General features: G+C 40.6%; 10 protein-coding genes. 4 read left to right on the top strand and 6 right to left on the bottom strand.

Going from position 1 to position 13,873, the window contains the following annotated elements; genetic code table 11:
- Positions 1 to 104: 104 nt before the first annotated feature.
- The gene (locus tag AAEY57_RS09620; RefSeq protein WP_013464673.1) at positions 105 to 1,472 is read left to right on the top strand and encodes a hypothetical protein; all 1,368 of its coding nucleotides are present in this window, start codon (positions 105 to 107) and stop codon (positions 1,470 to 1,472) included.
- Positions 1,473 to 1,495: 23 nt separating this feature from the next.
- Here AAEY57_RS09620 and AAEY57_RS09615 read toward each other — a convergent pair whose 3' ends face one another.
- From AAEY57_RS09615 to AAEY57_RS09590, 6 genes are all read right to left on the bottom strand, one after another.
- Positions 1,496 to 1,750 (bottom strand): hypothetical protein, encoded by a 255-nt coding sequence (locus AAEY57_RS09615; protein ID WP_013464674.1) that lies wholly within the window; start codon positions 1,748 to 1,750, stop codon positions 1,496 to 1,498.
- A 16-nt stretch (positions 1,751 to 1,766) separates the two neighbouring features.
- Positions 1,767 to 2,603, bottom strand: coding sequence for a peptidoglycan binding protein CsiV (locus tag AAEY57_RS09610; protein ID WP_350607662.1), 837 nt, complete (start codon positions 2,601 to 2,603; stop codon positions 1,767 to 1,769).
- Entirely contained in the window at positions 2,603 to 6,076 is a 3,474-nt protein-coding gene (gene mfd / locus AAEY57_RS09605; protein ID WP_350607660.1) for a transcription-repair coupling factor, read from the bottom strand. The genes AAEY57_RS09610 and mfd overlap by 1 nt, the downstream gene beginning before the upstream one ends.
- Before the next feature lie 50 nt (positions 6,077 to 6,126).
- Complete coding sequence (locus AAEY57_RS09600; RefSeq protein WP_064662847.1) at positions 6,127 to 7,020, bottom strand: carbon-nitrogen hydrolase; 894 nt, start codon at positions 7,018 to 7,020, stop codon at positions 6,127 to 6,129.
- Positions 7,017 to 8,072 (bottom strand): agmatine deiminase family protein, encoded by a 1,056-nt coding sequence (locus AAEY57_RS09595; protein ID WP_350607657.1) that lies wholly within the window; start codon positions 8,070 to 8,072, stop codon positions 7,017 to 7,019. Before AAEY57_RS09595 ends, AAEY57_RS09600 begins: the two co-directional genes overlap by 4 nt.
- Before the next feature lie 114 nt (positions 8,073 to 8,186).
- Positions 8,187 to 8,795: a PilZ domain-containing protein gene (locus AAEY57_RS09590; RefSeq protein WP_013464679.1), complete on the bottom strand. Its 609-nt coding sequence runs from the start codon at positions 8,793 to 8,795 to the stop codon at positions 8,187 to 8,189.
- 300 nt (positions 8,796 to 9,095) lie between these two features.
- Here AAEY57_RS09590 and AAEY57_RS09585 point away from each other — a divergent pair, with 300 nt between their 5' ends.
- From AAEY57_RS09585 to AAEY57_RS09575, 3 genes are read left to right on the top strand one after another with little or no spacing between them, the layout of a single operon-like run.
- Positions 9,096 to 9,653 (top strand): RNA polymerase sigma factor, encoded by a 558-nt coding sequence (locus tag AAEY57_RS09585; protein WP_013464680.1) that lies wholly within the window; start codon positions 9,096 to 9,098, stop codon positions 9,651 to 9,653.
- Complete coding sequence (locus tag AAEY57_RS09580) at positions 9,650 to 10,726, top strand: FecR family protein (protein WP_350607653.1); 1,077 nt, start codon at positions 9,650 to 9,652, stop codon at positions 10,724 to 10,726. The genes AAEY57_RS09585 and AAEY57_RS09580 overlap by 4 nt, the downstream gene beginning before the upstream one ends.
- A gap of 9 nt (positions 10,727 to 10,735) precedes the next feature.
- Positions 10,736 to 13,768, top strand: a complete 3,033-nt coding sequence (locus tag AAEY57_RS09575) for a TonB-dependent receptor plug domain-containing protein (protein WP_033102698.1) — start codon at positions 10,736 to 10,738, stop codon at positions 13,766 to 13,768.
- Positions 13,769 to 13,873: the final 105 nt, after the last annotated feature.

The raw sequence follows: 13,873 nt of genomic DNA, 5'->3' as shown, positions 1-13,873 counted from the left end.
TAATTCATTAGAACTACTAAAAGGCCTAGTTTTTACTAGGCCTTTTTTGTTGAACAAAATTAAAGAGGCACGTAAACTCAGGTAGGTAACCGAAGGAGGCATCATTGTTAAAGCAAGACGAAAATTTATCGTTTGTTATTGAACCGCAACTATCACCGCGTGCAGAGCAGCGTCTCGATCTTTATTTTTCTATCCCAAACGAAATGGGTATTAACGCGCAAACACTCAGCGAAGAGTCTTACTTTAATAACCAATTTAAATCTTTTGTAGCCTATAACGCGAATAACATTCATCTTCCATTGGTACGAAGCCGTTTTGTTAGTAAGAACAAAGGTGAGCAGCAAGATTACCGACAAAATTTAAATCTATATTGTTATCAAGTGCGTCTGGCAATTGATGCCGATATTAAAGATGCGTTAAAAATTCAAGAAAGCGATGAGTTTTATCAACGAGCCATGGAGCTCTGTGAACAAAGCCAAAGCCTACTTAGAAAACTCAGACGTTACACCCCAGATAACGAAAAGCTGATCCCGTTTTATACTAATGCTGATAACTACCTAAGCTGGCAAATTGAACAAACTTTTTTAAAGCTACTTGATGAAGGCCCGCGTAGTAGCGATCACGCTAAAGAACGAAACGACTTATTAAACTTTTGTAAGTCAGAGAGTGAGTATCGAGCAGAGCAGCAATATAATTCTGATTCAACACTTAAAGACGCCAACAGAATTACTAATAAGATGCGTTTACTCCAGCGTTTAATAGAGCATGGAGTGATTTTACAGCGTCAAACACGCTATCTTAATAGCTATTTAAAGCGGTTGGTAAAAGGCTCTGTAACGGCTGTTATAATGGCTTTTGTGATGGTGGTAATACTCAATGCGCGTTCTACCTTTACTGAAATAACCGCTTCATTAATTCTAATTTTAGGGGTTATTTACGGGCTAAGAGAAATATTTAAAGAAGATATTACCCGTATTATTTGGCGTGCTATTGTGCGAGGGCGGCCAAAATGGCGCTTTATTTTTAAAAACAGTATCACAAAAGATAAAGTGGCGAGTCAGTTTATTTGGTTAGAGTACACCCGGTTTAAAAAAATCCCCAAAGAAGTGAGGAAAATTTTTTCTAAGCGTCGTCAGCAAAACAAACAGGCGGCGCAATGGCTGCATTTTGCTAGTGAAACCCGGGTAAGTGCTAAAGAATTTTTGCCAGGCTACGATAGCTTGCAGCAAACGCTGCAATTTAATCTCGCACCGTTTGCACGTTATTTAAAAAAAGGGGAAGGGAAGCTCTATCATTTAGAAAACAATAAAATTTCTAAACAGGGAGTAGAAAGGCGCTATCAGTTAAACATGGTATTGGTTCTAACCGAACCGGATAAAACGCTCTATCAGCGTTACAAAATCACTTTAAACCGCAGTAAAATAGTCAATATAGAGCTTATTTACACCAGCGATGCAAAAAAAGAGGAATAACATACGTTATTCCTTTGTTGTCCTTATTTATCTGTTAGCCCTTTTTTGCTGTAAAGCGTTACTTTGTCTGATACCAGGGTAATTTCGATGTTTTTAGCGTCATCACCCCAAGTACAGCTAGTATGTAATGTTTTTTCTACACAGTTATCAGCACTGCCTAAAAGTGCTTCAACTTCTGTTTTGTCCATACCAATTTTAATTTTTTCGTAATTTTCCATGCTTACTTTTGAACAAGCAGCAAGACTCAGTGCTGCAGCAATTATTAGGAGCTTCTTCATAATTATTTTCCTACTGTTAATGGTTAAATTTTCGAATTTGTACAATCATACCCATACGAGGATGATCAAAGTAATGAATATCTTCGCTGAAAACGCGTCTAAATTGTGAAAAACGGGCTGATTCTAGCTCACCATTATCTTGCTTTTCACTAATATCGAAATCCGCATTAATGTATAAATAATGGCGTAAATGTATTTTCAATAAGCCATCTAACTCCCATTTCATGGTCGGAGACTGTGCTTCATTAAACAATGGCTCAAGAGTATCAAGTAAGCTAATAAAGTCGGAATTGGCGTAACTAAAACCGGTGTTCATATTGTTTTTTAATTGGTTGCCTGCAAATAAGTGCATACTAGGGGAGCGTGATTTACTTGCGCCTTCAAACCGCCAGCCGGTATGTAATATAGGGGTGAGTCCTTTGCGGTCTAAAGCTTGGCGTTGTTGTTCAAACTGCAGTTGTTCAGGAGCGAGCAGGTAAGTTTGCTCCATCGTATCTTGTACTGGTGCTTGAGGGGTTACTGGCAGCACATCGTAACTTTTTACATAATCAATGCTGTCATTACACGCTGCAGACTGTGGGTTTGAATTAACCAAAGTGTCAGCAAATGTACGTGTTTGAAAGCGTGGGTCACCGTTTATACACGCGTCCATTGCTTGGTTTTTATAAGCAGAGGCCAATAAATCTAAGGTGTTTTTATCTTCAATGGCGTCATGCTTTAAGCTAAAGTCTTCTTGTAAGTAAGGAGCAGGGTGCTGTTTAAATATTAACACCTCTACTTCAAACCAGCGCTCTGCAAATGCAGTACTGCTAAATAAGCAGCATAAAATAACCAGCGATTTTTTCAGCAACATTAATGGCTAACCTTTTTTTCGAAATCTGCAATCATAGCAGTGATCATTTTTAAGCGTTCACGGGCATTCGCCTCGCTAATGGCAAAGCGTAATTTATTTGCGCCATCCATTTTATAAATGTGTGGCGCACTTTGTATCAAACCAATAATGAAGCTAGGATTAACCTTGGTATTTTGACTAAACTCAAAGTAGCCTCCTTTCGGGTTAGCTTCTATTTTGGTTATGCCCAAATTGCTCGCCTGCATTTTTAGTTGTTGTAAACTAAATAGGTTTTTAGCTGCATCAGGTAATAAACCAAAGCGGTCTATCAATTCTACTTGCAGTTCATCAATATCAGCAAGGTTAGCACAACTTGCTACACGCTTGTACATACCTAAACGCGCGTTAACATCATGAATATAATCATCAGGTAACAAGGCAGGTAGCTTTAAATCAACTTCGGTTTGTTTTTGTAATAGATTTTCAAGGGTTGGCTCTTGACCATTTTTAAGCGCGTTAACAGCCTGTTCAAGCATTTCCATGTATAAATTAAAGCCAATGGTTTGCATTTGTCCAGATTGATCGTCTCCTAATAGCTCACCGGCACCACGAATTTCTAAATCGTGGGTTGCTAAGGCAAAGCCTGCGCCTAAATCTTCTAATGAGGCAATGGCATCTAAACGCTTTTTCGCATCTTTAGAGAGCGCTTTAGGGTTACCTGTGAGTAAATAAGCATAGGCTTGGTGATGACTTCTACCAACACGTCCGCGTAATTGATGCAGCTGAGCAAGACCGAGTTTATCGGCTCTGTCCATAATAATGGTATTTGCTGTGGGTACATCAATGCCGGTTTCAATAATCGTAGTACATACCAGTACATTGTATTTTTGGTGATAAAAATCGGTCATGATCTGCTCAAGCTCTTGCTCTCGCATTTGCCCGTGGGCTGAGGTAACTGTTGCCTCAGGCACCCATTCGCTAATTTCTTGAGCAACACGCTCAATGGTTTCTACATTGTTGTGTAAAAAGTACACCTGGCCGCCGCGTTTAATTTCACGCAGTACCGCTTCGCGAATAAGCTCTTCGTCGCGTTGGCGCACAAAAGTTTTAACGGCTAAGCGTTTAGCCGGTGGGGTAGCAATAATAGATAAATCGCGCATACCACTCATGGCCATATTTAAAGTACGGGGGATAGGCGTAGCGGTCAGGGTGAGTATGTCAACATCAGCTCTCAGGGCTTTAATTTTTTCTTTTTGGCGCACCCCAAATCGGTGTTCTTCATCAACAATTAACAGGCCTAAATCTTTAAAGTTGATGTCTTGTTGAATTAGTTTGTGCGTGCCAATAACCACGTCAAGCTTGCCATTACTCATTTTTTCAAGGGTTTCTTTTTGCTCTTTAGTTGAGTTAAACCGAGACAATACACCCACTTCAATTGGAAAATCAGCAAAGCGGTCTTTAAAGTTATCGTAGTGTTGTTGAGCAAGTAGGGTGGTAGGGACTAAAATAGCCACCTGCTTATTATCGTTAACCGCAACAAACGCTGCACGCATTGCTACTTCGGTTTTACCAAAGCCTACATCACCACAGACTAAGCGATCCATGGCTTGTTTTGATTGCATATCACCCAGTACAGCTTCAATAGCGTTACGTTGATCATCCGTTTCTTCAAACGGGAAGCTATCACTAAATTGACGATAAGCTTGGCCATCCAGCGTAAATTTATTACCCGGCTTTGCTTGGCGCTGAGCGTAGATATCGAGCAATTCAGCAGCGACATCGCGTACTTTTTCAGCGGCGCGTTTTTTTGCCTTATCCCACGCATCAGAGCCGAGCTTATGCAGTGGGGCACTGGCTTCTTCACCGCCAGAGTAACGGCTAAGCATATGAAGCGCTGATACCGGCACATAGAGCTTTGCTTCACCGGCATAAATAATGGTTACAAATTCAGTAACCACACCGGCAGCATCAATTGTTTGCAGTCCTTGATAACGGCCAACACCATGGTCAAGGTGCACAACCGGTTGGCCTTCTTTTAACTCTGCTAAGTTACGAATTAGCGCATCTTGGCTTGCTTCATACTTGTGCTTACGGCGTCTGCGTTGTGATACTTTAATTCCAAGCAATTCTTGCTCAGTAATAATGCTCAGGCTAGGTTTTGTGCTAAGCACAACACTTTGTTCAAGTGGGCTTACAATTAAACCAACGTCACTACTGCTGTTGGTAAATTGCTCAAAAGTATCAAATTCTTTAAATTTTAAGCCGCTGGGTTTTAATATACTCAGTAAGGATTCACGTCGACCATCCGACTCAACACTAATGACAACTCGGCCTTTTTTCTTTTTTTGCTCTGCCACATAGCTAATGAATGCGTTGTAAGGTTCATGTTGTTTATGATCAATGCGGACATTGGGTAATTCATTAACGGCAAGGTTTTTATTTCCGGCTTTAGTACCTAATTTTGCTTGCGATAAACGAATGCGGCCATAATTACCTAAGTTTGAAAATAGCTCATTGATTGGCTGGTACAATTCATCCGGTGGTAAAAGTGGGCGCAAGGGGTCCACACGGCGGTTTTCATAGCGTACATTAACATCGTGCCAAAAATTATCCGCCGCATGTTCTAAATCGCCTAATTGCATCACGGTTGTTGATTCAGGCAAATAGTCAAAAATAGTCGCCAAGCCATCAAAAAATAATGGCATGTAGTATTCAATACCTCCAGGCCAATTACCTTTACTAACTTGCATATAAACAGAGTCTTGCTCTGCGCTTGCGCCAAACTTTTTACGATAGTTTATTCTAAAGCGTTCAATATCCGTGTCGTTAGTGGGGAATTCATGGGCAGGGAGTAACTCAATTTTTTCAACTTTTTCGTCTGATCGTTGTGTTTCCACATCAAATAAGCGAATGGTATCAAGCTCGTCATCAAAAAAATCGAGCCTAAATGGGTGTTTACTGCCCATCGGATATAAATCAACAATAGAGCCACGTATTGCATATTCGCCATGCTCCATAACTTGTTGCACGTGCATGTAACCCGCTTGCTCTAAGTTTTCACGCAAAGCGTGGGTGTCTAATCTATCGCCCACTTTAAAATTAAGCGTTGAACCGTATATAAACGAAGCTGGGGCCGTGCGCAGCATCAGCGTTGATACAGGCATAATGAGCACGCTTTGTTGCTCGTTTTTCAGGGTATTAAGTGTTGCTAAGCGCGCGGAAATAATATCTTGATGGGGAGAGAAATGATCATAAGGCAATGTCTCCCAATCCGGAAATATCATTACCGGATTATCAGGAAGCAAATACTCTAATTCGGTTTCAAGGCGCAAAGCACTTGGTGTATCTGGCGTAACTATTAACACTAAGTTATCTTGTTGTTTTACACCTTGTGCAATGGCAATGCTCAAGCCACTGCCTAAAAGCTCGCCCCATTGAATTTTATCTTTTTGAGATTTTACCCAAGGCAAGGCTGCCCATTGCTCAAACGCCATTAATTACTCCATTAAATTAGGCTCTTAGCTGCTAAGAGCCATACTATTATTTAGTCGCGATAGATTTTTGTTAAATCTTGATAATGATCAATTCTGCGGTCGCGTAAATACGGCCAGATACGTCTTACGTTCTCGCTGCGTTTTTGATCAAGTTCAACCATTAATATTTGTTCACTTTGGTTATCAGCCTCTGCCAATATTTCGCCTTGGGGACCTGCAATAAACGAGTTACCCCAAAATAGAATGCCGTCACTTTGTCCACTCGGGTCGCGCTCAAGACCAACACGATTACAGCTAATCACTGGAACGCCATTAGCTACCGCATGGGCTCGTTGGCTAATAACCCAAGCATCTTTTTGGCGGGTTTGCTCATCTTTATCATCGCGTGGATCCCAGCCAATGGCTGTTGGATAAATTAAAAGCTCTGCACCTGCCATCGCCATTAAACGCGCCGCTTCAGGAAACCACTGATCCCAACACACCAGTACGCCAAGTTTGCCCACTGAGGTTTGAATAGGCTCAAAGCCTAAGTCGCCAGGAGTAAAGTAAAACTTTTCATAAAAGCCAGGGTCATCCGGTATATGCATTTTACGGTATTTACCGGCAATACTGCCGTCTTTTTCGAGCACCACTGCGGTATTGTGATAAAGGCCTGTAGCGCGCTTTTCAAATAAAGACGCGACAATCACAATACCAAGCTCTTTAGCAAGTTCACCTAACGTATTACTACTCGGCCCAGGTATTGTTTCGGCTAAATCAAAGACGTCGACATCTTCGGTTTGGCAAAAGTATAAACTACGGTGTAACTCTTGTAGCACAACAAGTTGTGCACCTTGACTGGCTGCATCGCGAATGCCAGCAATTGATTTTTCAATATTGTGTTCAGCGTTGTCACTGTTGCTTTGTTGCACTAAGGCAACTGATAAATTTGCAGGGCTTGTCATTGTGCTGCTCCAGCTAAAAATCCACGAGGTAATTGCATTGTAATGCAGTGAAGACTGCCAAATTGCTCAATAATAGGTAAACAATTTACCCCAATAATTGTGTGATCTGGGTATGCTTTTTGAACCTGTGCTAACGCGCGTTGGTCGTTTACATCGTTATAAGTAGGCACTAATACCGCATTGTTAATAATTAAGTAATTTGCATAGGTGGCGGGTAAGCGCGTGTTTTCATCATCGTACACGGCTTTTGGCCATGGCAACTCAATTAGCTTATATGGGGTGCGATCGGCAGTTTTAAAGCTTTGTAGTTGCTTTTGCATGGCATTAAGCGCGCTGAAGTGCTCATCGCTTTTATCGTCACATTGCACATACACAAGTGTATTATTTGGTGCAAAACGCACTAAGGTATCAATGTGGCTGTCCGTGTCGTCACCAGCTAGATAGCCATGATCAACCCATAAAAAATCTGTTGCGCCTAAGTGCACTTTTAAAAGCGCTTCTATGTCACTTGGGTTTAAATTTGGATTACGGTTTTTATTAAGCAAACATTCGCTGGTTGTTAGCAACACACCATGCTCGTTTATTTCAATACCGCCACCTTCAAGTACCATATCGAGCGCTTGATAGTGGTTTTTTTTGCTACTTAACTCTTTTACCAAAGTACGATTAATTTGATTATCTAATGCGCTTTCAAATTTATTGCCCCAACCATTGAAAGTAAAATCATATACTTTTAGTTGCTCAGGTGAGTCAATAGCGCTACAAGTAAGCGGGCCATGATCGCGAGCCCACGTATCGTTGGTAGGGGTTACTACAAAATGAACACGATTCAAAGAGATGTTAGCGCTATTTAGCAATGCTGTAATATGCATTTTTAAGGCGCTATTATGCGCCACAATAACAAGCTTTTGCTGCGTTGTTATATGCTTAGCAAGCTCAATATATACAGGTTCTACACGGGCTAAATTATCAGCCCAATCTGTGTCTTTATGCGGCCATGTAAGCATAACAGCGTCTTGCTCGGCCCATTCAGGTAAAAGTCTAAAGTTCATGGATTTTTAATACAAATAAAGATGGGGCTAGTTTAGCAGTTCAATTACTGCTAAGTCACTTCTAAATGAGCGTTTGGCTCACAATTTTAAAGCGATTTGAGAAGTAAATAAACGCTAGCTTTTATCGTTTGTACTCTCTTTGGCTTTTTCAAGTTGCTGGCGCTTTTTAAGCTGGCGAGTTTGCGCATGTAAGCTGGCTCTTACAACCAGCTCTTGGTCGCTGTCTCTTATTGATACAAATAACAGGGTATATTGGTAGTGCTCATTATCTTGTTTTTCAATGGCAACCACTTCGCTATAACAATACACCGCAGAGGCCTCGTGTTGTAAAAAAAGTTTAGTACGAAACTTTTGCCCTAATGTATACAAATGTTCACTGGTAAACTTAATGCCGCCACCGCCGTAACTGTCGCAATAGATTGAGTTATCTTCAGGTTGTTCAGAGGCTAAAATATGACTCATGATCAAATCTATTTTGCGCGACTGAGCTTGTAAAAAAGTAGTTAGTTCTTGGGCAATATCACCTAAATTACGCAAAGGGCCTAAGGCGCTTTGCTCTAAACTGCTTACTTCGTTAGCAAGTTTAAATAAAGGCGGAATATCAGCGTCAAGTTCAGCTAAGCTTTTTGGCACAGCCGAATCATCCACGGCAAACAGATTGACGCGATTACTTTCCTCAATTTGAAAGTAAAGCTCAAAATCTGATAATTTTTGATTATTCATATGTAACTCCTATCCGTTAATAGTAGCGTTGCGACTACTAAATTACTACACAACACGCCAATAAAATTAAGCTAAATATCTGTTTGCCCTCATTATAAAAAGCCAAATCAACTAAAATTGCGCTAACTTTCAATATTTACCAAACAGGCATAATGATTAAAAAAGTTTTAAAAGGTAATACGTTTACATTGCACTATGTATGTTAGCAACTAATAAATAACCAATAATTAACAAAACTCCTTGTAATTAGCCCTAAAACTCGTAATCTTACGGTAATAATAATAACAAGGGACTACCTACGTGGCTCGAGGACTTAAATTAGCCAGTACATTCTCAGACATATCCACGCAACTGCGGCGCTTCGTGTCTAAAATTGTGTTGCCTGACGATGTTGATGATATTGTTCAAGAAACCTTTGTTAAAAGTTATGAAGCTGAATTAAAGCAAGATATTCAATACACCCGTAGCTACATGTTAAAAACAGCTAAACACCTAGCACTTAATCATATAGCTAAATGGGATAATAAATTTAGTACCCCTTTAAATCACGAAACTGAACTCCCCAAATTGCTTAAATCAATGCAATTAGAAGACGAATACACCTCTAAAGAGCGTTTTTTATTATTTTGTCGGGCGACTGAGCAATTAAGTCCTGTTGTAAGAAAGTGCTTTATTTTAAAAAAAGTCTATGGAATGAGCCAAAAAGAGATCGCACAGCAAATGCAGCTAAGTCAAAGTACGGTAGAAAAACACATTGCCAAAGGGTTATTAAATACCATGCTATATATGCGCGAACAGTCACACGATGAGAGCGACCATTGCCAACAAAGTGCGGACATAATGAGGGCAGCAAAATGAATAACATCCATCAATTTACCTCAAAAGAATTAATATTAGAAAAAGCATCGCAATGGATCAGTGCTATTGACCGTGGCCTTACAAAAGAAGAGCAAGAACAATTTAAACTGTGGATGCTACAAAGTACTGCTCATCAAAATGCGGTGTATGAATTAGCTCAGCTTTGGGATGACCTGAGTGTACTTAACGAACTCAGCGTATTATTTCCAAATAAACAATCGGCTAATAGCAAAACAAAGCCTGCGTATGTATTTGGCATGGCAGCAAGTATTGTTGCTGCATTAATGATGTGCAGCTATTTATTGCTAAATATAGATAGCAATTTCAACAAAAATTTAGCCAAGGTAAATTATACAAAAATTTATAAAACAAAAGTTGGCGAGCAAGCAACCTATGTTTTACCAGATGGCACAATTGTACAACTTAATACCAATAGCTCATTGGAAGTCGCTTATAGCCAAGGCCGTAGGCAATTGTTACTAAGTCGTGGCGAGGGCCGTTTTAATGTTGCTAAAGATGCATCACGCCCATTCAGCGTGATGGCCGGTGATAAAAGCTTTACCGCTCTCGGCACTGTATTTAATGTGCAGCGCAATACTTCGTCAGATCTCGAGCTGGTTGTTACTGAGGGTAAAGTGATGATCACCGATCCTAGCGTTGCTGTTAATGCTGATGATTTTAAAGCGTATCAACAAGCTGATAATAACAATCATGAAATTCGTCAAATTAATGCCAATATTGTGATATCAGGTGAAAAAGCAGTTATTGAACAAAGCGTTACCAAACCAATCACACAGTTATCGGTTGATAATGTACAGCGTGACTTAGCTTGGCAAAATGGCATGTTGATATTTAATGGTGAGCAACTGGTTGATGCCTTAAACGAAGTCAGCCGTTATACCGCTACGCGGTTTGAACTATCATCTGATGAGTTAGCCCGTATAAAAGTGGCCGGTGTTTTTAAAGCGGGTGATGTGGCAGGGCTGTTAGAGAGCTTACAAAATAATTTTTCGATTGAACATGAACGTTTAGGCGAGCATGTTGTTAGCCTAAAATATCAAAAAAAATCATAGGTAATCGTAATGAAAATCACACCATTGCTAATCAATGTTGCTCATAAGGGTGTAAAAAGTAATTTAAAGATTAAAAAAATGATAAAAAACTATAGAGGATTTTTGTTTGCTAACTGTTTATATAAGTTGCGCAGTAACCATACGTGCCATTTAACTCAATTTGGCCTTGTTGCACCGCTGTTTTTAAGTATCAGTGTGTATGCAAGTCAAACCGAGGGGCAAATGATGCAATTTGATATAAAAGCGCAACGAGCAGACAAAGCCTTAATAGAATTTGCTAAGCAAACAGAACAAACTGTGGTTTTTTCGTATGAACTTGCCAAGCAATACGAAGCAAATTCGTTGTATGGATTTTATTCTCAACTTGATGCACTAAAAGCATTACTGGCTGAGACACAGCTCGATGCGGTTGTTGATCAAAATGGTTTACTGAGTATTAAACTCAAACAAATCAATAGGAAAGATAACAACATGATGAAGCTTTCAGGAGTTAGTGCAGCTGTATTACCTGCTTTACTTGCAGTTAATTCACAAGGAATCAATGCCGCTGAACAAAGCGCAGAACAAAACATCGAAAAAATTGCTATTGTAGGTAGTCGTGTGGCAGGGCGCTCAGTTGAAGACTTACCTGTCCCCGTTGATATTTTAAGTGCAGAAGCACTCGAAAATACCGGCCAAACAGAAGTTGGCCGCATGCTTCAAGCTATTGCACCTTCTTTTAACTTTTCAAGTTCATCTATCAGTGATGGTACTGACGCATTAAGACCAGCAACGCTACGTGGCCTAGGGCCAGATCAAACGTTGGTATTGATCAATGGTAAGCGTCGTCACCAAGCCAGTATTATTCACATTAATACTTCGGTGGGGCGTGGTACGGCGGGTACCGATATGAACGCTATTCCAGCCTCAGCAATTAAACGTATTGAAGTACTGCGTGATGGCGCTGCGGCTCAATATGGTTCTGATGCAATTGCCGGTGTTATAAATATTGTGCTCAAAGATGGCAGCGAAGGTGGTAAAGCCGCTATTAACTACGGTGAGTATTCAGAAGGTGATGGCGAAACTGTTAACATCGACTTTAATAAAGGCTTTGCTTTAGGTGACAATGGTTATTTAAATACAACTATAAACTACCGTGACCGCGCACCAACTAACCGTGCAGGGCTTCATGGTTCATGTCAATTTTATGGTTGTACTGAGCTCAGTGACGGCACGTTACTGGCAGGCGACCCGCGTGAACTAACCGCGCCACGCGATACATTTAGAATTGGCGATGCCGACTCTCAACAATTTGGTTTAACGGTTAACACCGGCTACGAATTAGGAGCGGGTGAACTATACGGTTTTATTACCTATTCAACGCGTGATAACGAATCAGCAGCATTTTTCCGTCATAATGCCAATGCCGGTGGTAACCCAGTATTACAAGATGGTGATGCGACAGTTCCGGCTGGCTTTTTACCAAAAATAAACACTACGATTGACGATATTTCATATAACTTTGGTTATAAAACGCAGTTTGATAACGACTCAAGCTTAGACTTATCGTACACCTATGGTGAAAACAGCATTGATTACACCACTAGCGATACGATTAATGCCTCTTATGCCAACTTCTTACGTTACGACCAAGGCTTAAGCGCTGCAGATATTCGCGCCACTATTCCACGTGAAGGTTACGCGTATGGTATGGAGTTATCACTGCAAACGATTAATCTTGATTTTACTCAAAATTTTGATGATTACTCATTAGCAATGGGCGCAGAAATACGCACCGATGAGTACCGTATTTTAGAGGGCAGCGAATACGCATACCGCGATTACGATACCAACAATGGTGTTAATATTTATGATGGACTAAGCGGTGGTATTGGTAGCGAAAATGCATCAGGTGGCACACAAGGCTTTGGTGGTTCATCGCCAGCATCGTCGGTTGATGAGTCGCGCGATGTGATCTCGTTTTACTTAGACGCTGAAGCTTACGTTATTGAGGATGTGATTATCTCAGGGGCGTTACGTTACGATAATTACAAAGGATTTGGCGATACAGTTAACTTTAAACTCGCGGGTAACTGGTCATTAACCGAAGATATTTCACTTCGTGGTGCATTAAGTTCAGGCTTTAGAGCGCCTTCAATGCAGCAGTTGTACTTTAACAACATCAGCACGCAGTTTGTTGTTGGCCCTAATGGCAATTTAGTGGCTGAAGAAGTGGGCACGTTTAGAAACGATTCAACCCTGGCGCAAAGTTTAGGTATTCCTAAGTTAACAGAAGAGAAATCTCAAAACCGCAGTTTAGGTATTGTTTATAATGTAAGCGATAATATTAATGTAACGCTTGATTACTACTCAATCGATATTGACGACCGTATTGTAATTAGTAATCGCCTAGGCAAAGGTTTATCAAACAGCCTTGATGCCGCGTTACTGAGCTCGGGTGCTGGTGCAGGACAGTTTTTCTTAAATGGGGCTGACACAGAAACGCAAGGTATCGACTTTGTAGCTACATGGAATACAGAAGGCCTAGGCGGCACACTTGATTTTACATTAGCGGCCAACTTTACCGAAACCGATGTGGTGTCGTTATTTACACCTGCAGGTTCTGGTCTTGAAACCGTGCCAGTCGATGATGTGTTTTCTGATCAAGAAATTTCTATCATTGAAGAATGGCAACCAGAAGATCGCATTAACTTAAGTGCGCTTTATCGCCGTGACGACTGGACTGTTAATTTATCACTTAATCGTTTTGGTGAGTACACAGTTGAAGATGGCGGTCGCCAGACTTACGGTGCTGAAATTTTAACTGACATTAAAGTTAATTATTTTGTAACTGATAACTTATCGGTAAATATTGGCGCAAATAACTTATTTGATGTTTATCCAGATGAAAACACCATAGGTAATTCACGTTCAGGCACTATTGTAGATGCTCAAGGTAATACCATTGTCAGCAGTGATGGGGTATTTAAGTACTCTCGTCGTTCAGCGCCATTTGGTTTTAACGGTGCTTACTACTACGTAGGTGCAGAATACCGCTTTTAATAAGGGTCTGTTGACCTTTTTGGATTAAAATTTGTTCAAACTAGGAGCGGTTTAATCGCGGCGCGAGGTTTGTAACCTAGTGGGCTAAGTAAAAACCGAGCAACA

This window comes from Pseudoalteromonas sp. MER144-MNA-CIBAN-0113 (assembly GCF_040308965.1).
GTDB lineage: Bacteria > Pseudomonadota > Gammaproteobacteria > Enterobacterales > Alteromonadaceae > Pseudoalteromonas > Pseudoalteromonas tetraodonis.
The sequence above is the reverse complement of the archived record's forward strand: the minus strand, read 5'-3'. Positions and strand labels throughout refer to the sequence as shown.